Raw genomic sequence first — 24,347 nt, 5'->3', positions numbered from 1 at the left:
GTCGACCCCAGAGGGGCCAACTTGCCGATCCGGCTGGCTCAGCCGCCCGATGTGTCCAATTCGGCGTCAATGCTCGGCAGGGCGCAGTCATACGGATCGTCCAACCAGCCCTCCGGCAGGACCACCCGGTTGTTGCCGCTCGTCCGGCCCCTCGGTCCGTCCGCCCCGGCCGGCCACAGCTGCTCCTGCTCCACCAGGGCCAGGGTCTCCCCCAGCTCCGCGAGCGAGCTGGACATCGCCAGCTTCACCCGCAGCTCGGAGCCGACCGAGAAGCCCTTGGTGTACCAGGCGACATGCTTGCGGAAGTCGACCACGCCCCGTGCCTCGTCGCCCATCCACTCTCCGAGCAGCTGTGCGTGCCGCACCATCGCCCGCGACACGTCAGCAAAGCTCGGCCGGGCGTAGTCGACCTCACCCTCGAAGATCGCGACCAGGTCCTTGAACAGCCAGGGCCGACCGAGGCAGCCGCGACCGACAACCACGCCGTCGCAGCCCGTCTCCCGCATCATCCGCACGGCGTCGTCGGCCGACCAGATGTCCCCGTTCCCGAGGACGGGGATCTCGGCCGGTACGGAGTCGCGCAGGCGCGCGATGGCCGACCAGTCCGCCGTGCCGCCGTAGTGCTGGGCGGCGGTACGACCGTGCAGCGCGATCGCCGACACACCCTCCTCGGCACCGATCCGGCCGGCGTCCAGGTAGGTCAGGTGGTCGTCGTCGATGCCCTTGCGCATCTTCATGGTGACCGGGAGGTCACCCGCGTTGCCGACCGCCTCCCGCAGGATCTCGCGCAGCAGGTTGCGCTTGTACGGCAGCGCCGAGCCACCGCCCTTCCGGGTGACCTTGGGGACGGGGCAGCCGAAGTTGAGGTCGATGTGGTCGGCCAGGCCCTCGTCCGCGATCATCCGGGCGGCCTTGCCGACGGTCGCCGGGTCGACTCCGTACAGCTGGACCGAGCGCGGCTTCTCGCTCGGGTCGAAGTGGATCAGCTGCATGGTCTTGGCGTTGCGCTCCACCAGGGCTCTGGTGGTGATCATCTCGGACACGTAGAGACCCTTGCCGCCGCTCTGCTCCCGGCACAGCGTCCGGAACGGGGCATTGGTGATACCTGCCATCGGCGCCAGCACCACCGGCGGCCACACCTCCATCGGGCCGATGTTCAGCGGCGCGAACTCGGGGGTGGCGGGGGTGGCGGTTGCTGCCGCCGTGCCCGTGGGTGTGGCCGGGCGGGCGACGGGGCTGGCGTCGGTGTCGGGCGAGGTGGTCATGCGTGGTGAGTCCTCAACGAGATCGGCAGGGCTTCGGACCGAGACTCTTCATTGTCCCCCACCTGGCGGAGTGGCCAGGTGGGGGACGCCGGAGGCCGGTGCGCCGGTGCTTGGGCTCTTCGCTGTGGGGGCCGTGGGGGCCGTGGGCGCCGTGGTGGATGGGTTGGTGGACGTGTCAGGGATCTCGTCCGTCGCCGAGCCGGGGAGGGCCGGAGTGACGCTGACGTCTCCCGAGGTCACCGTGGCGTCGATGGTGCGGTGTGAGGTGCTGTCCATCACACCGGGATCGACCCCCCAGTTGCCGGAGGTGACATGGCCGGTGACGTTGTAGCGGGTCTGGTCCGTCGGGACGGCCACGACCGTCTCACCGGAGGTGGCCAGCACGGTGACGGCCTCGGGGGGCCGGGCGAAGGCGAGATCGATCCGGCCTGAGGTGACGGCCGCCTGGACCTTCTGCGAGGCGAGACCCCTGCCGACGATCTGACCGGAGGTGCTCTTGACCCACACCGGGCCGCTGACGCCGTCCAGCTTGAACTGACCGGACAGGGACTGCGCGCGGATCTCGCCCGACACCCCGTGTATCTGTACGGCTCCGGAGCTGCTCCGAGCCTGGATGGCGGTGGCGGCAGGGACCTGGATGTCCAGGGTGACGCCGCAGCCGGTCACGCCGAGCGGTGAATGGCACTGGACGGCGACCTTGAGCGTCTGCCCGGCCAGCTGCACCTCGACGGACGGCCGACGGAGCGCCCACTTCAGCTTCTGCCCGACCGTCACACGGTCAGCCGCACCGGCCACCAGCCGTACCTCGGCACTACCCGAATCCAGCTCCACCGTCTTGATCGGCTGCCAGTAGACGCGCTGCTCGCTGTGGCTCTGCTGCGCGAGCCACTCCCAGCTGGAGACGCCGCCCACCAGCAGCGCGGTCGTCAGCATCAGCCAACCCACGACCCGCCAGACCTGTCGCTCGACCACCTACGCCACCTCCAGGAACCGCAGCACTGCCAGGACCCTCCGATGGGTGGCATCGGCCGGTGACAGGTCGAGCTTCGTGAAGATGCTGTTGATGTGCTTCGCCACCGCGCTGTCGCTCACCACCAGCGACTCGGCGATGGCCGTGTTGGAGTGGCCTGCAGCCATCAACGCGAGCACGTCCCGCTCCCGAGGGGTGAGCCGTTCGAGCGGATCACGGTGGCGGCGGAGCAGCAGTTGCGCGACCACCTCCGGATCCAGTGCCGTGCCACCGGCGGCGACCCTGTGCAGCGCCTCGACGAACTCGTCCACGTTGGCGACCCGCTCCTTCAGCAGGTAGCCGACCCCACTGGTGTTCCCGGCGAGGAGATCTGCGGCGTACCGCTCCTCCACGTACTGGGACAGCAGCAGGACGGCGGTCTCCGGCCACTGCCGGCGGATCACCAGGGCGGCCCGCACTCCCTCGTCGGTGAGGCCCGGTGGCATCCGGACGTCCGTGACCACCACCTGGGGGGCGTGCTCCTCCACTGCGGCCAGCAGCGCCTCGGCGTCGCCGACCGCGGCGACGACCTCGAACCCGACCGCCTCCAGGACCTTGACCAGGCCCACTCGCAGCAGGACCGAGTCCTCGGCGATCACAGCTCGCACGGCAACTCCACAGTGATAGTCGTCGGGCCCCCGACGGGGCTGGTCATGGCGAGGGTGCCGTCCACCGAGGCGGCACGTTTTCGGAGCCCGACGAGACCTGTCCCCCGGCTCGGGTCCGCGCCGCCGACGCCGTCGTCGGTCAGCTCGATGTGCAGGCGGCCGTTGCTCTGCCGCAGGGACAGCTCCACTCGGGAGGCCCGGGAGTGCTTCGCCACATTGGCGAGTGCCTCGGAGACCGTGAAGTACGCGACGGCCTCGATGGTCGGGGCCAGCCGGGCCGGCAGGTCGACCTGGAGGCGTACCGGCACCGGGGAGCGGGCCGCGATGCCGGAGAGTGCGGCGTCCAGACCACGATCTTCCAGGACCACGGGATGCAGGCCCCGGACCAGATTACGAAGCTCGACGATGGCGGCCTGGGCCTCCTCGTGTGCTTCGACGATGACCTGCATCGCCTCGGGCGGGACGTCCTTGAGAGTGCGGCGGGCCAGCCCGAGATTCATGGCGAGGGAGACCAGCCTCTGCTGGGCTCCGTCATGGAGGTCGCGCTCGATGCGGCGACGCTCGGCGTCGGCCGCGTCCACCACGCCGGCCCGGCTCTCGGCCAAGTCCTCGACCCGACGCTCCAGCAGCTCCGTACGGTTCGGTCCGAGGAGTCTCCGGGAGGCCAGCTCGTCGAGCTGGGCGAGCCAGGCCGCCAGCCACGGAACGGCCCACAGCAGCGCCAGCCCGCCGACGGTGGTGAACCCGTCGTAGGTGGTCCAGCCGACCCCCGAGCGCAGGTTGCTCCCGGGCGGCATGAGGAAGACCCAGGCATAGATCGTCGCCATCACCAGACCGACGCCCAGAGCCAACAGAACTGTCGCTCCCGCCACCGCGAGCAGCGGTCCGACCAGCAGATGGTAGGCCGCCTGCCGCCAGGTCAGGCCTGCCCGCAATCGGGACAGCCAGGCGGCACCGGCCGGAAGGCGACCCGGCACCTGTACCCCGCGAAGAGCCCGGAGCCGGCTGCGCTGAGCCGTCGTCAGGAGATCCAGGCAGACGACGACCAGGAGCAGCAACGGAGCGATGGCCTCCGTGGGCCCGATGACTGCGAGCAGCACCGGGGAACCGAGGGGAACCCCTGCTGCGACGAACAGGACGTCTCGCCGAGCGCCCACCGACCACGGGGCATGCTCGGCACCCCGGGCGAGCATGCGGCGGAGAGCGGAGATCGACATGCGGGACAGCCTAGGGCCACCCGCCGAGCCGTGACCATGAAGCCAAGTACCGCTTTGGGGTGTACCTAGCTACACCCCAAAGACGGGAGCGCACGCTACCGACGGGGCCTCAGATCTTCGCGAACCTTGAGGGCATGACGAGGACAGTGCGCACCACAGCAGCCCGCTCCGCCGGGCAGACGGATGTAGGTCCCGCAGCTGCGCCGACGGTGCCGGGTGCGGAGATGCTGGCCATCGGGCCCTGGTCGGTCCGCGCGGCGCAGCAGTCCAACGGCCGGGCAGCTCTCGAGGTGTACGAGCAGGGCGAGCTGCTGGACGTGACCGTTGCCTCCCGGCTCGGCACGGAACTACTGCGCGGGGCGCGGAGCTGCGTCCGGGTCGACGGTCGCACCGGCTTCGCCTGGGGTCGGCTGCCGACCGGAGGCGCGCTGCCCGCAGTCACGTTCGCCGACGGGCGCCTGAAGCGGGTCCGTCACCCGGCCCGGGTGGTCGCGCTGGCAGGCGAGTTCTGGCTGGCGTGGGCCGAGGGCCAGTGCGGCCACGTACTGGTGGAGCACGCCACCGGAGCGGTCGAGCGGCTGCGCACACGCCGGATATGAACCCCCGCCGGGCTACGTCCGGCACACGTAGGACGAGCTGGAGGTGAGAGAGGTGCGAGCGGTGGAGACGGTACCGGGGCCGAGGGGCGGGCGAGAGATGGCAGGCGTGGCCAGCAGGGAGGCCGTACAGCGGCTGCTCCTCACCTGCGGTGTGCTGCTGGTGCCGTGGTTGGTCCTGCTCTCCACCCTGCCTGGCGGCCTGGGGTGGGCGGTCCTCGATGCCGCCGAGGCCACCGCGCTGATCACCACCGCCGTGCTGCTGCGTCGAAGCGGCGACACCCACCGCTGGGCAGCCGCGCTGGCTTCGGTACTGCTGCTCGGCGACGCCTGGTACGACCTCCACTCCGCCGCTCCCGGCGCCGAACTGGCCACGGCCCTGACGATGGCCGTCTGCGCGGAACTGCCGCTGGCCTGGCTGTGCGCGGTCCTGGCAATGGGTGGCCTGGTCCTCCCCCGGTGTCCGCTGCAGCAGCCTGGGCACATCCGCCACAGCCGCACCCACCGCGACAGGCACCACGGCCGGGTCCAGTACCGTCCTCGCCCCATTCGTCGGATGCCACGCCTCGCCCTGTCACTCAGCTGCGTTGAGCTGCTCCAGGCGCGAGCGGGTCTCCTCATCCACAGGTGTGTAGGCCACCAGCCGCGTGTGAGCGTTCGGGCCGAGCCAGAGATTGGTGTAGTCGAAACGGAGCAGGCCCACCCCCGGGATCGTGAAGCGCTTCAGTCCGTTGCCCAGTCCTTCGACCTCGTGCCGGGCCCAGAGCGCCTCGAAGTCGGGCGAGGCCTCACGCAGCCGCTGCAGCAGGTTCGTCCAGACCCGCTCGGCGCTGTGCTCGGCCATCGCAGCGCGGAACCGAGCGACGATCGCCTCCTGCGCCGCCTCCCGGTCGACCAGCACCGACGAGAAGTAGGAGTCGGTGAAAGCCAGCCACAACACGTTGCGGTCCTCGAAAGGCATCGCTTCGAGATCACCGGCGATCCGGGTGTAGGCCCGGTTGTGCGCGAGGATGTCGTACCTGCTGTTGAGGACGAGGGCCGGCATCGGCTCCAGCTGGTCGAGCAGCAGCCGTACGGCGGGGGTGACTGTCGGGCAGTCGACCACCGGAGTCGGGTCTTCCGCACCGGCCAGCGCGAAGAGGTGCGCCCGCTCGTTCCGGTCGAGCAGGAGTGTCCGCGCGACGGAGTCGAGCACCTGCGACGAGACCTGGATGGCCCGGCCCTGCTCGAGCCACGTGTACCAGGTGACCCCTACCGCAGCCAGGAGTGCGACCTCCTCGCGGCGCAGGCCAGGAGTGCGGCGTCGGCTGGTTGGCGGGAGCCCGACCTGTTCCGGCGAGATCCGCTCCCGGCGGCTGCGGAGGAACGCGGCCAGCTCGTGGCGTCGGATGTCGGCAGACGTGGACGCAGATGCGGACGAGGTCGTTGCAAGGCTCATGAGGTAAGCATGCGACATCTCGGAGCCTGTTGCCAGGTAGTCCTGATACCTGGATAAACACTCTCTGGTACCAGGTTGAGGAAGGGGCCATCGTAGTGGTCGTGACCCAGCAACTAGCGCTTCCCAAGACCTCTGCCCTGGCACGACCTGCCGTGTCGACGGACGCTGCCCCAGCCGCCCGCGCCACGAGCGCCACCACCCCAGGCGTCACCACCCCAGCCGCCAGCAGTACGACAACCCTCGGCGTCGCCGGTCTCGTCACCGTCCTGCTCGGGGCCTTCCTGCCGATGCTGGACTTCTTCATCGTCAACGTCGCTCTGCCCACCATCGACCACGACCTGGCGGCCGGCCCCGCTGTGCTGGAGCTCGTCGCGGCGGGGTACGGCATCACGTTCGCCGTCCTGTTGGTGGTCGGTGGGCGGCTGGGCGACGCCTTCGGCCGGCGGAGGCTCTTCATCGTCGGGGCCGGAGCTTTTGCCCTCACCTCCCTCCTCTGCGGCATCGCACCCACGGCCTGGTCCCTGGTGGCGGCCCGCGCCGCCCAAGGAGCTTCGGCCGCACTGCTCATCCCCCAGGTGCTGGCCACCATCACCACCATCGGCAACGGGCCCCGGCGGGCCCGCGCACTCAGCATCTACGGTGCCGTCGGTGGGATCTCGGTAGTGATCGGTCAGGTGCTCGGCGGGATGCTGGTCTCGGCGGACCTGTTCGGGAGCGGGTGGCGCGCGGTCTTCCTCCTGAACGTGCCGTTCGCGCTGCTCACCGTCGTCCTGGCGGTCATGTTCGTACCCGAGACCCGCTCGGCGCACGCGGCGAAGGTCGACCTGCCGGGCACGGTCCTGCTGACGGCCACCCTCCTCTCCCTCTTCGTCCCGCTGATGGAGGGTCGGGCGATGGGCTGGCCACTCTGGTCCTGGCTGCTGCTCGGGGCCTTCCCCTTCCTCGCGGCGGCCTTCCTCCTCGTCGAGCACCGCATCGAGCAGGGGTCCGAGACCCACGGCCGGGTGCCGCTGGTGCCGCTCTCGCTGCTGCGCATACCCGAGATGCGGCGTGGGCTCGGCATCGCGGTTCCGTTCTTCGCGGGCTTCGGTGGCTTCATGTTCGTGATCGCGGTCATGCTCCAGCAGGGGCTCGGGCTCGGCCCGGTCGCCGCTGGCTGGGCGCTGGTGCCGATGGCGGTCGGCTACTTCTTCGCCTCGCTGGCCGGCCCACGGCTGATCGGTCGCTTCGGCAGCCGGGTGATCACTGCCGGTGCAACCATCCAGGGGGTTGGCCTGGCCACCCTCATCGCTACGGTGCTGACCGACTGGGCGCACTTCTCACCCCTGCAGATGGTGCCGGGGGTTGCGCTCGCCGGTATCGGGCAGGGCCTGATCGGCACCCCGCTCTTCCGGGTCATCCTGTCGAAGGTGCCCATGGAGCGGGCCGGGGTCGGCAGTGGCGTCCTGGCGACCACTCAGCAGTCCAGCCTGGCTCTCGGCGTCGCAACCCTCGGGACGCTCTTCGTCGCCCTGTTCCCCACCCTCGGTCTCGCCCACGCCCTCGCCCTCGTACTGACCATTCAGCTCGGCGGCTCGGCGGTCATCCTCGCCCTCAGCACCCGCCTTCCTCGCTCGGTCGGCTGACCCGACCCACCCGCTACTCCCCCAGCCCCGATGCCTCGAAAACCAGCAGCCACTGTCGTAGGCGGATGCCAGGATGGCAGACATGACGACGACCAAGCCCCTCACTCCGGCCACACCCAGCACCCCGGCCGAGACCCGCACCCGCGAGGAGCTCGCCGCACTGGTGGCGTCGGGTGCACGCCCCAAGTACCTGCTGTTCTGGGGCCATCGACCCGAGAACGACGGACGGATCGGCACCGGGTCACTCAGCCAGTGGTGGCCGTCGGCGTTCACGGTCGACGGGGTCAGGTACGCGACTGCCGAGCACTGGATGATGGCGGGCAAGGCCCGGCTCTTCGGTGACGAGGAGATCCTGCCCAGGATTCTCGAGGCACGGACACCAGCCGAGGCCAAGAAGTTCGGCCGGCTGGTGAAGGGCTTCGACGACGCGCAATGGGTGGCCGCCCGCTTCGAACTCGTCGTCCAGGGCAATGTCGCCAAGTTCGGTCAGGACGACGCCCTGCGGACGTACCTGCTCAACACGGCGCAGCGGGTCCTGGTCGAGGCCAGCCCGATGGACCGGCTCTGGGGCATCGGGCTCGCGGCGGACAACGAGCGGGCGACCAACCCGGACCAGTGGCGCGGTCTCAACCTGCTGGGTTTCGCCCTGATGGAAGCCCGAGCCCGCCTCGCCGGCTGATCCACCCCGCCGCACAACTCCCCGCATCTCCCCGCATCACCCTGTATCTCCCCGCATTTCCCGCTCGGGAAAGCCCTTGGCCCCCTCGCAGTACAGATCGCGAGGGGGCCAAGGGCAGGACGGGCAAGCTCACATCAGCGTCAGGCCAACGTCAGCAGCCGATCAGTCGGGCTGCGAGGTAGGACTTCACCTGGTCGAGGGAGACACGCTCCTGCGCCATGGTGTCGCGCTCGCGGATGGTGACCGCGTTGTCCTCAAGGGTGTCGAAGTCGACCGTGACGCAGAACGGCGTGCCGATCTCGTCCTGGCGACGGTAGCGCTTGCCGATGGCGCCGGCGTCGTCGAACTCGACGTTCCAGGCCGTCCGCAGGTCGGCGGCGAGGCCGCGGGCCTTCGGGGAGAGGTCGGCGTTGCGCGAGAGCGGCAGCACCGCGACCTTGACCGGGGCCAGCCGCGGGTCGAGCCGCATGCCGACGCGCTTCTCCATGACGCCCTTGGCGTTGGGCGCCTCGTCCTCGAAGTAGGCGTCGATCAGGAAGGCCAGCATGGCGCGGTTGAGGCCCGCTGCCGGCTCGATGACGAACGGGAAGTACCGCTCGCCCGACTCCTGGTCGAAGTACTTGAGGTCCTGGCCCGAGGCCTCGCTGTGCACGGTGAGGTCGTAGTCGGTCCGGTTGGCGACGCCCTCCAGCTCGGAGAACTCGGTGCCGCCGAAGTTGAAGCGGTACTCGATGTCCACCGTGCGCTTGGCGTAGTGGGAGAGCTTCTCCTTCGGGTGCTCGAAGAAGCGCATGTTCTCGGTCCGCAGGCCGAGGCCGACGTACCAGTCCCAGCGCTGCTGGAGCCAGTAGTCGTGCCACTCCTCGTCGTCGCCGGGCTTGACGAAGAACTCCATCTCCATCTGCTCGAACTCGCGCGTGCGGAAGATGAAGTTGCCGGGCGTGATCTCGTTGCGGAAGCTCTTGCCGACCTGGGCGATGCCGAACGGCGGCTTCTTGCGCGAGGTGGTCTGCACGGCCTTGAAGTTGGTGAAGATGCCCTGCGCCGTCTCGGGGCGCAGGTAGGCCAGGCCGGACGCGTCCTCGGTGACGCCGAGGTGCGTCTTCAGCATGCCCGAGAACTCCTTGGGCTCCGTGAAGGCGCCCTTGTTGCCGCAGTTCGGGCAGTTGATGTCGGCAAGGCCGTTGGCGGGCAGCTTGCCGTGCTTGGCCTCGTACGCCTCCTCCAGGTGGTCGGCGCGGTAGCGCTTGTGACAGGAGGTGCACTCGGTCAGCGGGTCGTTGAAGGTGGCGACGTGGCCCGAGGCCTCCCAGACCTCGCGGGCCAGGATCACCGACGAGTCGAGTCCGACGACGTCCTCCCGAGCGGTGACCATCGAACGCCACCACTGGCGCTTGATGTTCTCCTTGAGCTCGACGCCCAGTGGCCCGTAGTCCCAGGCGGCACGCGTGCCACCGTAGATCTCGCTGCAGGGGTAGACGAAGCCACGGCGCTTGCTCAGGCTGACAATCGTGTCGATCTTGTCGGCTGCCACAGTGCTCTCTTCAGTACGACGTCGTACCCGGTACGACGGCACGGTCAAGGCGCGGCTGGTTGCACGCACCCGAATACCTCAGGTTACCGGGCACGTGGGGAGGGGGTTCAAATCGATATCCGGGGGAGCACCCCAGCCGTTCCCCCATCCGAGTGAGTTGACAATCATTTCCACTTAAGATGAGAATGGTTGTCATGATGCTGCGACTCACCGGACTGCGACGACTGCCGACCTCCATAGCCCTGACGGCCACCGCCCTGGTCGGCTCGCTCGCCCTCACCGCGTGCGGCGGTACGAGCAGCGCCAGGACCAGCGACGGCAAGCTGGACGTGGTCGCGTCGTTCTACCCGATGGAGTACCTCGCAGAGCAGATCGGCGGCGAGCACGTCCACGTCACCGACCTCACCGCCGCCGGGGTCGAGCCCCACGACCTCGAACTCACCGCCAAGCAGGTCGGCGCCGTCCAGCAGGCCGATGTGGTGGTCTACCTGAAGGGCCTTCAGCCCACCGTCGACCAGGCCGTCGGGCAGTCCTCCGCCAAGCACAAGGTGGATGCGGCTGCCGCCTCCCCCCTGGTCGACCACCACCTCGACGAGGGCGCCACGGACCCGGCCGCCCAGAGCGGCGCCGCCCACGACCACGCCGCCGGCGACCCGCACATCTGGCTCGACCCGACCCGCTACGCGACGGTCGCCAAGAGCGTCGGCTCGGAGCTGGCCAAGGCCGATCCGGCCAACGCCGCCGACTACCAGAAGAACACCGACGCCCTGGTCACCAAGCTCGCCGCGCTGGACCAGGAGTTCCAGGACAGCCTCAAGGGCGTCAAGTCCAAGATCTTCGTGACCAGCCACGCCGCCTTCGGCTACCTCGCCGACCACTACGGCCTGAACCAGATCGCGATCAACGGCGTCGACCCGGAGGCCGAGCCCACCCCGGCCCGTCTCGCCGAGATCCAGAAGGCCGCCAAGACCAACGGCGTGACCACCATCTTCTTCGAGACCCTGGTCAGCCCGAAGCTCGCCGACACCGTCGCCAAGGACCTCGGTCTGAAGACCGCCGTGCTCGACCCGCTCGAAGGCGTCAAGGACCCGGCCCAGCACGACTACTTCTCGGTCATGCGGCAGAACCTCACCAACCTGAAGACCGCACTCGGCGCCACCAGCTGAAGCGGCGCCAGCACCTGACCCAGTACCACCGCCGGACCCAGCACCACGAGCTGAACCAGCACCACCAGCTGAGGGGACACCAGCCACCCATGAGCTCCGTCATAGCCGAGGCCCCGCGCCTCACCACCGACCCGGGCAGCACTCCCGGGACTGCCGTCCGTCTCACCGGCGCCGTCGCCTCGCTCGGCGGCCGACCCGTCCTGCGCGGGGTCGATCTCCAGGTGCGGCACGGCGAGGTCGTCGCCCTGCTCGGCGCCAACGGCTCCGGCAAGTCGACCACCGTCAAGGCCGTGATCGGGTCGGTCGGACTGGACCAGGGCGGGCTGGAGCTCTTCGGCACCCCGTACGGGAAGTTCCGCGACTGGCACCGGATCGGGTACGTCCCGCAGCGCACCACCGCCGCGAGCGGCGTACCGGCGACCGTCCGCGAGGTGGTCTCCACCGGACGGCTGCCGCAGCACCGTCTGCTGCCCTTCCGCCGCAAGGACCGGACGGCCGTCGACCGGGCGCTGGCCGCGGTCGGCATGCTGGACCGGGCCGAGGACGGCGTCGCCGACCTCTCCGGCGGCCAGCACCAGCGGGTGCTGATCGCCCGTGCACTGGTCGGCTCCCCCGACCTCCTGATCATGGACGAGCCGATGGCCGGGGTCGACATGGCGAGCCAGCAGGTGCTCGCCGACACCCTGCGGACGGAGGTCGAGCGCGGCGCAGCCGTGCTGCTCGTCCTGCACGAGCTCGGCCCGCTGGAGCCGCTGATCGACCGGGCCGTCGTGCTGCGCGACGGCTGCGTCGCCCACGACGGGCCGCCGCCGCCCAGCGCCGGACAGCACGCGCTCCCCGGCCACGACCACGTCCACCCGCACGGGGACGACCACCACCGCACCAACACCCCGGGGCTGCTGGCATGACCGAGATGCTGAGTTACGACTTCATGCAGCGCGCAGTGATCGCCGCCGTCCTGGTCGGCATCACCGCGCCCGCCGTCGGCATCTACCTGGTGCAGCGGCGGCAGGCACTGATGGGTGATGGCATCGGACACGTCGCATTGACCGGCGTCGGCCTGGGCTTCGTCTTCCAGACCAGCCCGGTCTGGATGGCCGTGGTGGTCTGCGTGCTGGGCGCCGTGATCATGGAGCTCGTCCGCGCCCGCGGCAACAACCGGGGTGACATCGCGCTCGCGATGCTCTTCTACGGCGGCATGGCCTGCGGAAAGCTGCTCGTCAGCATGAGCGCGCAGGCGGGCAGCGGCAGCCTGGAGAGCTACCTCTGGGGCTCCATCCTCACCGTCTCCCCCACCGATCTCGCCACCATCGCCGTGCTCGGCGCGGTCGTGATCGCCGTCACCCTGGGCCTGCGCCGCCAGCTCTTCGCGATCTGCCAGGACGAGGAGTTCGCGCGTGTCACCGGCATCCCTGTCCGGGTGCTCAACCTGCTGCTGGCCGTGATGGCCGCCGTCACCGTGACGGTCGCGATGCGGGTCGTCGGCCTGCTGCTGGTCAGCGCGCTGATGGTGGTGCCGGTCGCGGCGGCGCAGCAGTTGACCCGCTCCTTCGCCGCGACCCAGGCCGCCGCGATCGGGCTCGGCGTCACCGTCGCGCTGGCCGGCGTCGCCGGGTCGTACCAGGCCGACATCCCGTCAGGCCCGGCCATCGTGCTGCTCGCCATCGCGGTCTTCGCGCTGTTCAGCGCGATCGCCGCGCCGCTGGCCAGACGCCGCCACCGGGCGGCCTCGGCGGCGGCAACCGGCTCCGGGCCTGCGGTGTGTGACGTAGTCCTGCCGAATCAGGGCGGTTCCACCGCACCCGGACAGGGCGGGTCCACCAACGGCGACCCGGTGGGAAGTCCAGGGCTGGCACAATGATGTGCGATAAGCCCCCACTCCCAGGAGGACCCACGGTGACCACCGCAGGCCCGACGCCGCGCGCCCGATCGACTCGGCAGCGGGCCGCCGTCTCGGCGGCCCTGGACGAGATCGAGGACTTCCGCAGCGCGCAGGAACTGCACGACATGCTCAAGCACCGGGGTGACTCGGTCGGTCTGACCACCGTCTACCGCACCCTGCAGTCGCTCGCCGACGCCGGCGAGGTCGACGTACTGCGCACGGCGGACGGCGAGGCCGTCTACCGCCGTTGCAGCAGCGGACACCACCACCACCTGGTGTGCCGCCACTGCGGCGCGACCGTCGAGGTCGAGGGCCCGGCGGTGGAGCGCTGGGCCAACTCCGTCGCCGCCGAGCACGGCTACAGCGACGTCGCGCACACCCTGGAGATCTTCGGCACCTGCGGCGAGTGCGCAGCCAAGCAGCAGGCCCAGGCTGAGGCACAAGCCCAGGCACAGTCACAGGCACAGGCGTAAACACAGGAACAAGCAGCAGAACCAGCAGAACCAGCAGAGCGAAGGGCCCGGGAGCAGCAGCTCCCGGGCCCTCACCCATTACCCGTCACCCATCGCCCAGCGGTTACCGCTGCGCCGGCAAGTCCGTCGAAGCCACGTCGTTCGGGAGCGCGCCGCCGAAGCGGCGGTCCCGCATCGCGAACTGCTCGCAGGCCGACCAGAGGTCGCGACGGTCGAAGTCCGGCCAGAGCACGTCCTGGAACACGAACTCGGCGTACGCGCTCTGCCAGAGCAGGAAGTTGGAGGTGCGCTGCTCACCGCTGGGGCGCAGGAAGAGGTCCACGTCCGGCATGTCGGGGTGGTACATGTACCTGGCGACGGTCTTCTCGTTGACCTTCGCCGGGTCCAGCCGGCCGGCGGCGACGTCGCGGGCGATGGCTGCGGCGGCGTCGGCGACCTCGGCCCGGCCGCCGTAGTTGACGCACATGTAGAGCGTGACGGCGTCGTTGTTCTTCGTCTGCTCCTCGGCGACCTGGAGCTCCTGGACGACGCTCTTCCAGAGCTTCGGCATCCGCCCGGCCCACCGGATGCGGACGCCCATGGCATCCATCTCGTCACGGCGGCGGCGGATGACGTCCCGGTTGAAGTTCATCAGGAACTTCACCTCGTCCGGGGAGCGCTTCCAGTTCTCGGTGGAGAAGGCGTAGAGCGAGATGTTCTTCACGCCGATCTCGATGGCGCCCTTGAGCACGTCGAGCACCACCGACTCGCCGACCTTGTGGCCCTCGGTGCGCGGCAGGCCGCGCTCCTTGGCCCAGCGACCGTTGCCGTCCATCACGATCGCGACGTGGTTCGGGACGAGCTCGCCCGGGAGCTTCGGCGGCCGGACACCGGTCGGGTGCGGAGTCGGGGGGAGGTACTCCCGCTGCTTGCTGCCGAAGAGCCGTCGCGCTGCCATGCTCACTTCTCCACGTATCTCATCGAGCGGATACCCCGCTCCAGGTGCCACTGCAGATAAGCGGCGACCAAGCCGCTGCCCTCCCGCCAGTACCGGGGCTCGCAGTTGTCGGCCGTCTGCCAGTCCCCTGACAGCAGCGCGCCGAGCAGTACCAGTGTCTCAGGGGAGGGTACGGCACTTCCAGGCACTCGGCAGTCCGAGCAGAGCACCCCGCCCGCCTGGAGCGAGAAGAACCGGTTGGGGCCGTCCAGACCGCACTTGGCGCAGTTGGTGAAGCTCGCGCCGTAGCCGTTGACGGCGAGCGAGCGGAGCAGGAAGGCGTCCAGCACCAGGTGCGACTCGTGCGTCCCGGCCGCCAGTGTCCGCAGGGCGCCGACCAGCAGCAGGTACTGCTGGACGGCGGGTTCGCCCTCGTTCTCGGCGAAGCGTTCCGCCGTCTCCAGCATCGCGGTGCCGGCGGTGTAGCGGCCGTAGTCGATGACGATCCGGCTGCCGTAGGGGGCAATGGTCTCGACCTGGGTGCAGAGCGGCAGCGAGCGGCCGACCAGGTCGGCGCCCCTGCTGAAGAACTGCACGTCGACGTGGGAGAACGGCTCCAGCCGGGCGCCGAACTTCGACTTGGTCTTCCGGACGCCCCGGGCCACCGCGCGGACCCGGCCGTGCTGGCGGGTCAGCAGGGTGATGATCCGGTCGGCCTCGCCGAGCTTCTGGACGCGCAGCACCACGCCGTCGTCGCGGAACAGGCTCATGGGCACGTACCGGTGCGGGCGTCGAACAGGGTGACCATCAGACCATTGTCCCGCACCCGCGCACCTGACGAGGACAGCCGTGCGCCCGCACCCTGGTCCGTGGGGGGACACCGCAGGTGCGGGTGACGGCAGGGCCCGGAGGGGGGAGTCGGGCCCGGTACGGGGAGAGCCGGTGGGCTCATCGGGGAGGAGCGAGAGAGAAGAAGCAGGTCAGTGCGGTGCGCTGGTCGCCGACTCCAGCAGCTGGCCGACGCGGTTCTCGGAGAGCTTGAGGCATCGGCCGACGGCGGCCAGGGCGGTACGTTCCTGCGGGAGGTAGCGGCCGTCCGCCAGGGCGATCCAGGCGCCCTGGAGCAGCAGCCGCTCGCGGCCCTGCTGGGCCAGGTGCGGGGCCAACGGCTCCAGTGCGGCGTGCAGTTCGATGGTCAGACCGCTGCCCGAACCGTCGAGGTCGACCGGTGCGTCACCGGGCTCGCCGGAGAGCGCTGCCAGCGCGGCCAGCACCTGGGCCTCGCCGCAGTCCTCGAACCCGGCCTCCCGGACGACCGCGCAGGCGGCGTCCCTGGCGGTCCGCCCCGATGTGCCACCGGCCGCGAGCACCGCCAGCGCGACGGTGTACTGGGCGTCCCGCAGCATCGAGCCGAGCCGGACGCTGGTCAGCTGCTCCAGCGTCTCCACGCCGTACCGGCCGTGGCAGCTCGTGCACTGCACGCTGCCCACCACCGGACCGATCGGGAGCACCGGGGTACCGATCAACCGCAGCCACCGTCGGCCGTGTTGCCGACGGTAGTTGCGGTCCCCACCACAGCCCGGACAGAAGAACTCACCGAGGACATCAGTCCGCCAACGAGGGCGGACACCCCACAACCCTGTCACGGCGCCACTCCCCAGACACGGCAGGCGGCCTGCACATCAATGGGCAGGTCACGCGTCCGGACCCCTGAGCCGTCCCACCGACCCGGGTTACCGGTGGATAGATGCTGCCACGGTTAAGGGAAAGTGTCAGCACCCCGAACGGGTAAAAATGTGGCGCGGAACACACTCGTTCCGCGCCACTCGAACACCGGCAGGTCAGCCGCGCTGCGCCCGGTTGACGGCGCTCACCATGGCCTTCAGAGAGGCCAGTACGGTGTTGCCGTCGATGCCGACGCCCCACAGCACCTTGCCGTCGACGGCGCACTCGACGTAGGCGGCCGCCTGCGCGTCGCCACCCTCGCTCAGCGCGTGCTCGGCGTAGTCCAGCACCCGTACGTCGATGCCGATCCGGGCCAGCGCGTCGCCGAAGGCGGAGACCGGGCCGTTGCCGGTACCCGTCAGGGTGGCGGGGACGCCGTCGACCACGGCCTCGGTGGTCAGGGCGTCGCGGCCGTCCTCGGTGGTCAGGCTGCGCGAGCCGCTCAGCGAGATCCGGCCCCAGGCGTTGTCCGGGGTGGGCAGGTACTCGTCCCGGAAGCTCGCCCAGATGTCGGCCGGGGTGACCTCGCCGCCCTCGGCGTCGGTCTTGGCCTGGATGATCTTCGAGAACTCGATCTGCATCCGGCGCGGCAGGTCCAGCTTGTGGTCGTTCTTCAGGACGTACGCGATGCCGCCCTTGCCGGACTGGCTGTTGACCCGGATCACGGCCTCGTACGAGCGGCCGACGTCCTTCGGGTCGATCGGCAGGTACGGGACGCCCCAGGTGTACTCGCCGACCGGGACGCCGGCGGCGGCCGCGTCGGCCTCCAGAGCGTCGAAGCCCTTCTTGATGGCGTCCTGGTGCGAGCCGGAGAAGGAGGTGTAGACCAGGTCACCGGCGTAGGGGTGGCGCTCCGGCACCGGCATCTGGTTGCAGTACTCGGCGGTGCGGCGGATCTCGTCGATGTCGGAGAAGTCGATCATCGGGTCGACGCCCTGGGAGAACAGGTTCATCCCGACGTTGACCAGGTCCAGGTTGCCCGTCCGCTCGCCCTGGCCGAACAGGCAGCCCTCGACCCGGTCGGCGCCGGCCATGACCGCCAGCTCGGCGGAGGCGACACCGGTGCCGCGGTCGTTGTGCGGGTGGGTGGACAGACAGACGAACTCGCGGCGGGTCAGGTTCCGCGACATCCACTCGATCTTGTCGGCGTAGACGTTCGGAGTGGAACGCTCCACCGTGGTGGGCAGGTTCAGGATGATCTCGCGGCCCTCGCCGGGCTGCCAGACGTCCATCACCGCCTCGCAGACCTCCAGGGCGAAGTCCAGCTCGGTGTCGATGAAGATCTCGGGCGAGTACTCGTAGCCGAAGACCGTGTCGTCGCCCAGCAGCTTGTCGGCGTACTCCATCACCAGGCGGGTGCCGTCCACCGCGATCGCCTTGATGTCCTCGCGGGAGCCCTTGAAGACCACCCGGCGGAACAGCGGCGAGGTCGCGTTGTACAGGTGCACGGTCGCGCGCTGGGCGCCGACCAGCGACTCGACCGTGCGCTCGATCAGGTCCTCGCGGGCCTGGGTCAGCACCGAGATGGTGACGTCCTCGGGGATGGCGCCCTCGTCGATCAGCGAGCGGACGAAGTCGAAGTCGGTCGCGCCGGAGGACGGGAAGCCGACCTCGATCTCCTTGTAGCCCAGCTTGACCAGCAGGTCGAACATCTTGCGCTTGCGGGCCGGCGACATCGGGTCGATCAGTGCCTGGTTGCCGTCCCGCAGGTCGGTCGACAGCCAGCGCGGCGCCTGCGTGATGACCTTGCTCGGCCAGGTGCGGTCCGGCAGGTCGATGGTGCCGAACGGCACGTACCGGCCGAACGGCATGCCCGAGGGCTGCTGGCGGACGGAGGAGGCGGTGATCGGGGTGGGGCGGTCGGTGAACGCACGAGCGATGGAGGACTGCTCAGTCATGGAAGAGACTCTCGGCTTCTGTCGATTGCGGGCTGGGTCGGGGTGGTGAACACCCGACTCGGCCGACTACTGCGCCGCGATAGGTCGTCGCATCGTGACCCGATGCATGGGCACAGCACAGTCCCCGCGGCGAGGGAGCCGGCCTTCGTGGTCTACAGGCCCTCGCCGCGGCAGCTAAGAAGAAGCAGCCCGTAACGCATGATGTTGCCCAGCGTAACCCAGCCCACCCGAAGCGAGCAGTGAACCCGGCCACCATTCCACTCCTTGAGATGACTTGAGTGGAACCGAAGAGTGACAGCGTCGTGACAAGAAGTCACCGATGCCTCACTCTTGGCGACATGACTCCTGCCGCACACTTCTGCAGCATCGTCCCGCCCTACATCCTCGACCACCTCGCCGAACAGGGCCACGAATCGGCCCGGCTCTCCCTCGCCCTGGACGCCGCCCACCGCACCGCCCGGCTCACGGCCGTGCCGGTCAAGCCGCCGGCCCACCAGCTGACCCGCACCATCGGGGACGCCCACCACGCCCAGAAGGCACCGGGCAAGCCCGTCCGCCTGGAGGGCCAGCCGCCGGTGAAGGACGGCAGCGTCAACCGGGCGTACGACGCGCTCGGGGCGACTTTCGCGCTGTACGAGGAGATCTACGGCCGGCACTCCATCGACGGCAGCTGGCTGCCGCTGGACGCCACCGTGCACTACGGGCAGCACTACGACAACGCCTTCTGGGACGGCTCCCGGATGGTCTTCGGCGACGGCGACGGCGTGATCTTCAACGACTTCACCGTCTCCCAGGACGTCATCGGCCACGAACTGACCCACGGCGTCACCCAGTACACCGCCGGGCTCGACTACCGCGACCAGTCCGGCGCGCTCAACGAGTCGGTCTCGGACGTGTTCGGCTCGCTGGTCAAGCAGTACGCCCTGCGGCAGGCCGCCGCCGACGCGGACTGGCTGATCGGATCCGGCCTGCTCGCCCCCGGCATCCAGGGCGTCGCCCTGCGCTCGATGAAGGCGCCCGGCACCGCGTACGACGACCCGCAGCTCGGCAAGGACCCGCAGCCCGCCCACCTGCGCGACTACGTCGACACCTCGGAGGACGAGGGCGGGGTGCACATCAACTCGGGCATCCCCAACCACGCCTTCTACCTGCTGGCCACCGCCCTCGGCGGCAACGCCTGGGAGAAGGCCGGGCAGATCTGGTACGACACCCTGACCGGCGGCTCGCTCGCCCACGACTGCGACTTCGCCGCCTTCGCCCAGGCGACGGCGACGGCCGCCCGAGCCCGCTACACCGACGAGTCGGTGGCCACCACGGTGATCGCCGCCTGGTCTCAGGTCGGGGTCAGCGCGACCTGACCGATCGGGCAACAGCTGCAACCTGACGGCCAGTCAGTGCGTGTGATCAGAAGTGTGCCGAGTGCTGCGCAACCGGGCGGCACTCGCGCATACTCCGTGAAGAGGCACTCCCCACACGGCCACGACTAGCAGACTGGCAACCATGCGCATCCAGGTCACCCGTACCGGCGGCTTCGCCGGCCGCTCCCTCCACTCGGAGCTGGACACCGCGGAGCGGCCCGACGCCCCGCACGTCCACGCCCTCGCCCGCGAGGCCGTGGCCGGTGGGCTCCGCGCCCGCTCGTTCGGGGTGCCCGACGGCTACCACTACGAGATCACCGTCGACGGCCGGACGGTGCACTGCGCCGACCCGAAGCTGACCGACTCGCAGCGCGAGCTGATCTCCCTGGTGCTCCGCGAGGGCACCTCCCAACCGGCTCAGCCGAACCGGCCGTTGACGTAGTCGACGGTTGACGTGGTCGACGGTTGACGTGGTCGACGGTTGACGTGGTCGGCGGCGCGCCGACGGCCGGTGCCCCGTGGGAGCACCGGCCGTCCTGGTCAGCGGTGGTGAGCGGTGTTAGGTGTCAGAACCCGAGCTTGCGCAGCTGCTTCGGGTCGCGCTGCCAGTCCTTGGCGACCTTCACGTGCAGGTCGAGATAGACCGGCGTGCCGAGCAGCGCCTCGATGTGCTTGCGGGCCGTGGTGCCGACGTGCTTGAGCCGGGCCCCCTTGGCACCGATCACGATGGCCTTCTGGCTCTGCCGCTCGATGTACACGATGGCGTGGATGTCGAGCAGTGGCCGGTCGGCCGGGCGCCCCTCGCGCGGGATCATCTCCTCGACCACCACGGCGAGCGAGTGCGGCAGCTCGTCCCGGACACCCTCCAGGGCGGCCTCGCGGATCAGCTCGGCGACCATGACCTGCTCGGGCTCGTCGGTGAGGTCACCGTCCGGGTAGAGCGGCGGGCCCTCGGGCAGCAGCTTGGTGATCAGGTCACCGACCAGCTGCACCTGCTGGTCACCCACCGCCGAGACGGGGATGATCTCGGCCCACTCGATGCCCAGCTCGGCACCGAGCTGCTGCACCGCGATGAGCTGCTCGGCCAGCTTCTTGGAGTCGACCAGGTCGGTCTTGGTGACGATCGCGACCTTGGGGGTCTTCCGCACCTCGGCCAGTTCCTTGACGATGAACTTGTCACCGGGGCCGAGCTTCTGGTCGGCGGGCAGGCAGAAGCCGATCACGTCGACCTCCGCCCAGGTGCTGCGCACGAGGTCGTTCAGCCGCTCGCCGAGCAGCGTACGAGGCTTGTGCAGGCCGGGCGTGTCGACCAGGACGAGCTGCGAGTCCGGGCGGTGGACGATGCCGCGCACGGTGTGTCGGGTGGTCTGGGGGCGGTCGGAGGTGATCGCGACCTTCGTCCCGACCAGCGCGTTGGTCAGGGTCGACTTGCCCGCGTTGGGGCGGCCGACGAAGCACGCGAACCCGGAACGGTACGGGGATGAAGGGGCACTCATGTGCACCATTCTCCCTGATCACCCGAGCGCCGGTGGCCACCCCGCCACGAAGCCCTCAGCGAGCCTTCCCCCGCCGCGAGGTCAGGCCCCCGATCAGCGTCAGCACGAACAGCGTGATCGACCCGGCCAGCCAGTACGGCGACCCGGTCTCCTCCCACCGCCCCATCCCCATCACGCACAGCAGCAACGCGGCGAAGAACCCCAGTGCTCCCACACCCCACCCCCTCGCCGGTCACACTAACGGCTCTACTCGGCCCGTGCGGAGACCCGCAGCGCCCCGTCCGGCCCCGCCAGCAGCACCGGCGTACCGACGCCGCCGAGGTCGCGGACGGCGGCCAGGTCGGCCGCCGCCGGCTCGGTCGCCTCGGAGACGACCGCCGCCGCCTCCAGGCTGCGCGCACCGCTCGCGACGGCCATCGCGACGGCCGTCTGCAGCGCGGTCAGCCGCAGCGACTCCAGCGCGACGGTGCCCGCGACGTACGTGCGGCCGGTCTCGTCGCGGACGGCTGCGCCCTCGGCGACGCCGTTGCGGGCACGGGCCGAGCGCGCCAGCGTGATGATCTTCTTGTCTTCGGGGTCCAGATCAGTGAGCTCACTCATGCGCTGAGCATAAATGCCATGGCCGGGCAGGTGTCGGCCGCCCGGCCATGGTCTGTCAGGACTCGCCGCTCCGTCAGTGGCCGATCGGGTTCGACGGGCCGGGCTTGAAGATCTTCACGAAGGCAGGCGGGCCGGAGGGCAGCTCGCGCTCGGCGGCCCGGCGCTTCTGCCAGTACGGATTGTCGTGCGGGAGATTGCTGCTGACCCGGCCGTACATCCCGAAGGTGAGCACGACGAAGCCGAAGATGAAGGCGAAGAGCACGTTGGACAGCCGGAAGTTGAGGATGTTCGCGTCGGGCCGCCCGAGCACCGTCAGCCCGAAGAAGCCGGAGAGCACGAAGAGCGTGCCGACGACCATGTTGAGGTTCGAGGCGAGGTTTCCGCCGATGACCGCCCCGGCGACCAGCACCAGACCCATGGCCACCGAGAGCCAGCTCAGCGCGCCGTTGGTGGACATTCCGGCGATCTTGTCGCCGTGGGTGCTGAGGAATCCCGGATGGTCCAGCAGCCCGAGGATTCCGAAGACCATCAGGAAGACGCCACCGAGCCCCGCGCCGACGCGGTAGACGGTGGCGAGCCGGTGGTCCATGGGGAGTTCGTCTTGCAGTTTCATTGGGACCTCCACCACACGGACGGTTCTGTCCGCACCGCCTTCCAAGCTACGTCCGCGCGGGGAAGCCAACCACTCAGCGGGGCTCCACCTCAGCGGTGCGGGTCACCCGGGAAGTGCGGGGCCTCGTGGATGTAGAGCGAGCCGCACTGCTGGCAGCCCCGCAGGCCGGTGCCCCACTCCGACTCGTCCCTGGTCTCGGCGTCGGCCTCGATCTCCCGCCCGCACATGGCGGCGGTGGGGTCGGAGCTCCGCACGACGTGCCATGTCTTGACCTCGCCGGAGCGGCCCTGGGGCCCGTACTCGGCTCGTAGTAGGTGCGTCATGGTCACAATCGTGGGGAGGCCCGGAAGGGCCGGGCAATTCGGGCTAGCCCTTCCGGGCACGGGCAGCACCCGGCCGACGGCTCACTCGCCGCCCTCGCCCTCCTCGGGCTCGCCGCCGGCCCGGACGGGCGACGCGACGACCGTGCCGATCCGGTTGCGGCGCCCGGCCGAGCTCTCGGCGGTGAGGCGGATGGCCGCCAGCTCGCCGCCGCCGTCCTCGGGGACGGGGACGTCGCAGGAGGAGCCGGGGATCGGCACCCGGCCGAGGTGTTTGGCGAGCAGGCCGCCGACGGTCTCGACGTCCTCGTCCTCCAGCTCCAGGCCGAAGAGCTCGCCGAGGTCCTCGACCAGCAGCCGGGCGGTGATCCGGTACGAGCCGTCCCCGAGGTCCTCGACCGGCGCGATCTCGCGGTCGTACTCGTCGGTGATCTCGCCGACGATCTCCTCCAGCACGTCCTCGATGGTGACCAGCCCGGCGGTGCCGCCGTACTCGTCGATCACGATCGCCACGTGCGAGCGCATCTGCTGCATCTCGCGCAGCAGGTCACCGGCCGGCTTGCTGTCGGGGACGAAGACGGCCGGGCGCATGACCGTGCCGACCAGCTCGGACTCCGCGTCCCGGTTGATGTGGGTGCGGCGGACGAGGTCCTTGAGGTAGACGATGCCGACCACGTCGTCCTCGTTGTCGCCGACCACCGGCATCCGGGAGAAGCCGGAGCGCAGGGCCAGCGTGAGGGCCTGACGGACGGTCTTGTGACGCTCGATCATCACCAGGTCGGTGCGCGGCACCATCACCTCGCGGACGATGGTGTCGCCCAGCTCGAAGACGGAGTGCACCATCCGGCGCTCCTCGTCCTCGATCAGGTCGTCCTTCTCCGCCAGGTCGACCAGGGCCCGCAGCTCCGCCTCGGAGGCGAACGGGCCCTCGCGGTAGCCCTTGCCCGGGGTCAGCGCGTTGCCGAGCAGGATCAGCAGGCGCGGGATGGGCCCGAGGATGCGGGCCAGCGGCAGCAGCACGAAGGAGGCCGCCGTCGCAGTGGTGAGCGGGTGCTGGCGGCCGATCGTGCGGGGGGAGACACCCACCGCGACGAAGGACACCAGCACCATCACACCGAAGGCCAGCAGCACGGCCTGCCAGGTCTCGTGCAGGTTGCGGACGCAGACGACCGTCACCAGGACGGCCGCCGCCATCTCGCTGGCGACCCTGATCAGGGTCGCCAGGTTCAGGTAGCGGATCGGGTCGGAGGCCAGCGTCAGCAGCCGGTCGGAGCCGCGCCGGCCGACCCGCACCGCCTCCTCCGCGCGGAACCGGGAGATCCGGGAGATCCCCGCCTCCGCACAGGCCGCCAGCCAGCCGAGCACGACCAGCAGCAGAGCCCCGACCAGGAAGCTCGTACTCTCACCACTCACAGGGGCCGGGCCTCAGTGGGTGGTCGGCGCCGGGGAGAGCCCCGACAGCCCGCGACCGGCGCGCCAGTCGTCCAGGATGCGCTTCTGGAGGGCGAACATGGCGCGCTCCTCCTCCGGCTCCTCGTGGTCGTACCCGAGGACGTGCAGCACGCCGTGCACGGTGAGCAGCTGGAGCTCCTCGTCCATGGAGTGCTTGGACGCCGCCTCCAGGCCCTGCTTCTCGGCGACCTCGGGGCAGAGCACGATGTCACCGAGCAGGCCCTGCGGCAGCTCCTCGCCCTCCTTGCCGGGGCGCAGCTCGTCCATCGGGAACGACATCACGTCGGTCGGGCCGGGGAGGTCCATCCACTGGATGTGCAGCTCCTCCATCGCCGCGCTGTCGACCAGGATGACGGACAGCTCGGACTGCGGGTGGATCCGCATCTTGTCGAGGGCGTAGCGGGCGACGTCGAGGATGGCATCCTCGTCTGCGTCCCAACCGGACTCGTTGGCGATGTCGATGGACATGGAGAGCTT

General features: G+C 69.9%; 26 protein-coding genes. 9 read left to right on the top strand and 17 right to left on the bottom strand.

Annotation, left to right across the window (positions count from 1 at the left end):
* Positions 1-38: 38 nt before the first annotated feature.
* The 4 genes from dusB to ACR68M_RS24150 form a co-directional block, all read right to left on the bottom strand.
* Positions 39-1,145 (bottom strand): tRNA dihydrouridine synthase DusB, encoded by a 1,107-nt coding sequence (gene dusB / locus ACR68M_RS24165; RefSeq protein ID WP_441251701.1) that lies wholly within the window; start codon positions 1,143-1,145, stop codon positions 39-41.
* A gap of 168 nt (positions 1,146-1,313) precedes the next feature.
* Positions 1,314-2,237 carry a DUF4097 family beta strand repeat-containing protein gene (locus ACR68M_RS24160; protein WP_441246200.1) on the bottom strand — a complete coding sequence of 308 codons (924 nt, stop codon included), beginning with the start codon at positions 2,235-2,237 and terminating at the stop codon, positions 1,314-1,316.
* Positions 2,238-2,882 (bottom strand): response regulator, encoded by a 645-nt coding sequence (locus tag ACR68M_RS24155; protein WP_441246199.1) that lies wholly within the window; start codon positions 2,880-2,882, stop codon positions 2,238-2,240.
* The gene (locus ACR68M_RS24150) at positions 2,870-4,099 is read right to left on the bottom strand and encodes a histidine kinase (protein ID WP_441246198.1); all 1,230 of its coding nucleotides are present in this window, start codon (positions 4,097-4,099) and stop codon (positions 2,870-2,872) included. The genes ACR68M_RS24155 and ACR68M_RS24150 overlap by 13 nt, the downstream gene beginning before the upstream one ends.
* A 134-nt stretch (positions 4,100-4,233) precedes the next feature.
* On the opposite strand from ACR68M_RS24150, the gene ACR68M_RS24145 reads away from it, so the two are divergent.
* On the top strand, positions 4,234-4,698 hold the full coding sequence (locus ACR68M_RS24145; protein WP_441246197.1) for a hypothetical protein: 465 nt from the start codon (positions 4,234-4,236) through the stop codon (positions 4,696-4,698).
* Positions 4,699-5,269: 571 nt separating this feature from the next.
* Here ACR68M_RS24145 and ACR68M_RS24140 read toward each other — a convergent pair.
* Positions 5,270-6,133: a helix-turn-helix transcriptional regulator gene (locus tag ACR68M_RS24140; protein ID WP_441246196.1), complete on the bottom strand. Its 864-nt coding sequence runs from the start codon at positions 6,131-6,133 to the stop codon at positions 5,270-5,272.
* A gap of 152 nt (positions 6,134-6,285) precedes the next feature.
* Between ACR68M_RS24140 and ACR68M_RS24135 the strand changes: the two genes are divergently transcribed.
* Together ACR68M_RS24135 and ACR68M_RS24130 are read left to right on the top strand one after the other, a co-directional pair.
* A complete protein-coding gene (locus tag ACR68M_RS24135; RefSeq protein ID WP_441246195.1) occupies positions 6,286-7,758 on the top strand; it encodes an MFS transporter in 1,473 nt (490 codons plus the stop codon).
* An 82-nt stretch (positions 7,759-7,840) separates the two neighbouring features.
* Entirely contained in the window at positions 7,841-8,437 is a 597-nt protein-coding gene (locus ACR68M_RS24130) for an NADAR family protein (protein ID WP_441246194.1), read from the top strand.
* A 151-nt stretch (positions 8,438-8,588) separates the two neighbouring features.
* Here the strand turns inward: ACR68M_RS24130 and ACR68M_RS24125 are convergent, their stop codons facing one another.
* Positions 8,589-9,971, bottom strand: a complete 1,383-nt coding sequence (locus ACR68M_RS24125) for a glycine--tRNA ligase (RefSeq protein ID WP_441246193.1) — start codon at positions 9,969-9,971, stop codon at positions 8,589-8,591.
* Between the two features lie 194 nt (positions 9,972-10,165).
* Here ACR68M_RS24125 and ACR68M_RS24120 point away from each other — a divergent pair, with 194 nt between their 5' ends.
* From ACR68M_RS24120 to ACR68M_RS24105, 4 genes are all read left to right on the top strand, one after another.
* Positions 10,166-11,137 carry a metal ABC transporter substrate-binding protein gene (locus ACR68M_RS24120; RefSeq protein WP_441246192.1) on the top strand — a complete coding sequence of 324 codons (972 nt, stop codon included), beginning with the start codon at positions 10,166-10,168 and terminating at the stop codon, positions 11,135-11,137.
* 89 nt (positions 11,138-11,226) lie between these two features.
* Complete coding sequence (locus ACR68M_RS24115; RefSeq protein ID WP_441246191.1) at positions 11,227-12,045, top strand: metal ABC transporter ATP-binding protein; 819 nt, start codon at positions 11,227-11,229, stop codon at positions 12,043-12,045.
* On the top strand, positions 12,042-12,998 hold the full coding sequence (locus ACR68M_RS24110) for a metal ABC transporter permease (RefSeq protein ID WP_441246190.1): 957 nt from the start codon (positions 12,042-12,044) through the stop codon (positions 12,996-12,998). The genes ACR68M_RS24115 and ACR68M_RS24110 overlap by 4 nt, the downstream gene beginning before the upstream one ends.
* 35 nt (positions 12,999-13,033) lie before the next feature.
* On the top strand, positions 13,034-13,492 hold the full coding sequence (locus tag ACR68M_RS24105; protein WP_441246189.1) for a Fur family transcriptional regulator: 459 nt from the start codon (positions 13,034-13,036) through the stop codon (positions 13,490-13,492).
* A 103-nt stretch (positions 13,493-13,595) separates the two neighbouring features.
* On the opposite strand, the gene ACR68M_RS24100 is transcribed toward ACR68M_RS24105, so the two are convergent.
* From ACR68M_RS24100 to leuA, 4 genes are all read right to left on the bottom strand, one after another.
* The gene (locus ACR68M_RS24100; protein ID WP_441246188.1) at positions 13,596-14,429 is read right to left on the bottom strand and encodes an isoprenyl transferase; all 834 of its coding nucleotides are present in this window, start codon (positions 14,427-14,429) and stop codon (positions 13,596-13,598) included.
* 2 nt (positions 14,430-14,431) lie between these two features.
* Positions 14,432-15,178, bottom strand: a complete 747-nt coding sequence (gene recO / locus ACR68M_RS24095; protein WP_441246187.1) for a DNA repair protein RecO — start codon at positions 15,176-15,178, stop codon at positions 14,432-14,434.
* A gap of 210 nt (positions 15,179-15,388) precedes the next feature.
* Positions 15,389-15,934, bottom strand: coding sequence for a TerB family tellurite resistance protein (locus ACR68M_RS24090; RefSeq protein WP_441246186.1), 546 nt, complete (start codon positions 15,932-15,934; stop codon positions 15,389-15,391).
* 315 nt (positions 15,935-16,249) lie between these two features.
* Positions 16,250-18,031 carry a 2-isopropylmalate synthase gene (gene leuA, locus ACR68M_RS24085; RefSeq protein ID WP_441246185.1) on the bottom strand — a complete coding sequence of 594 codons (1,782 nt, stop codon included), beginning with the start codon at positions 18,029-18,031 and terminating at the stop codon, positions 16,250-16,252.
* Between the two features lie 338 nt (positions 18,032-18,369).
* Between leuA and ACR68M_RS24080 the strand changes: the two genes are divergently transcribed.
* Both ACR68M_RS24080 and ACR68M_RS24075 read left to right on the top strand, forming a co-directional pair.
* The gene (locus ACR68M_RS24080) at positions 18,370-19,389 is read left to right on the top strand and encodes a M4 family metallopeptidase (RefSeq protein WP_441246184.1); all 1,020 of its coding nucleotides are present in this window, start codon (positions 18,370-18,372) and stop codon (positions 19,387-19,389) included.
* Positions 19,390-19,531: 142 nt separating this feature from the next.
* Entirely contained in the window at positions 19,532-19,831 is a 300-nt protein-coding gene (locus tag ACR68M_RS24075) for a protealysin inhibitor emfourin (protein WP_441246183.1), read from the top strand.
* A 124-nt stretch (positions 19,832-19,955) separates the two neighbouring features.
* Here ACR68M_RS24075 and era read toward each other — a convergent pair whose 3' ends face one another.
* The 7 genes from era to ybeY all read right to left on the bottom strand — a co-directional run bounded on the left by era (position 19,956) and on the right by ybeY (position 24,338).
* Positions 19,956-20,885 carry a GTPase Era gene (era, locus tag ACR68M_RS24070; protein WP_441246182.1) on the bottom strand — a complete coding sequence of 310 codons (930 nt, stop codon included), beginning with the start codon at positions 20,883-20,885 and terminating at the stop codon, positions 19,956-19,958.
* A 55-nt stretch (positions 20,886-20,940) separates the two neighbouring features.
* Entirely contained in the window at positions 20,941-21,099 is a 159-nt protein-coding gene (locus ACR68M_RS24065) for a hypothetical protein (RefSeq protein ID WP_441246181.1), read from the bottom strand.
* 32 nt (positions 21,100-21,131) lie between these two features.
* Positions 21,132-21,485, bottom strand: coding sequence for a cytidine deaminase (locus ACR68M_RS24060; protein WP_441246180.1), 354 nt, complete (start codon positions 21,483-21,485; stop codon positions 21,132-21,134).
* A 73-nt stretch (positions 21,486-21,558) separates the two neighbouring features.
* Positions 21,559-22,098, bottom strand: coding sequence for a DUF4383 domain-containing protein (locus ACR68M_RS24055; RefSeq protein WP_441246179.1), 540 nt, complete (start codon positions 22,096-22,098; stop codon positions 21,559-21,561).
* A gap of 89 nt (positions 22,099-22,187) precedes the next feature.
* The gene (locus tag ACR68M_RS24050) at positions 22,188-22,421 is read right to left on the bottom strand and encodes a hypothetical protein (RefSeq protein WP_441246178.1); all 234 of its coding nucleotides are present in this window, start codon (positions 22,419-22,421) and stop codon (positions 22,188-22,190) included.
* A gap of 81 nt (positions 22,422-22,502) precedes the next feature.
* On the bottom strand, positions 22,503-23,831 hold the full coding sequence (locus tag ACR68M_RS24045; protein ID WP_441246177.1) for a hemolysin family protein: 1,329 nt from the start codon (positions 23,829-23,831) through the stop codon (positions 22,503-22,505).
* A gap of 12 nt (positions 23,832-23,843) precedes the next feature.
* Entirely contained in the window at positions 23,844-24,338 is a 495-nt protein-coding gene (gene ybeY / locus ACR68M_RS24040; protein WP_441246176.1) for an rRNA maturation RNase YbeY, read from the bottom strand.
* Positions 24,339-24,347 lie beyond the last annotated feature (9 nt).

The organism is Kitasatospora sp. McL0602 (assembly GCF_052076145.1).
Taxonomy (GTDB): Bacteria; Actinomycetota; Actinomycetes; order Streptomycetales; family Streptomycetaceae; genus Kitasatospora.
This window is presented reverse-complemented; position numbering and strand designations above follow the sequence as displayed.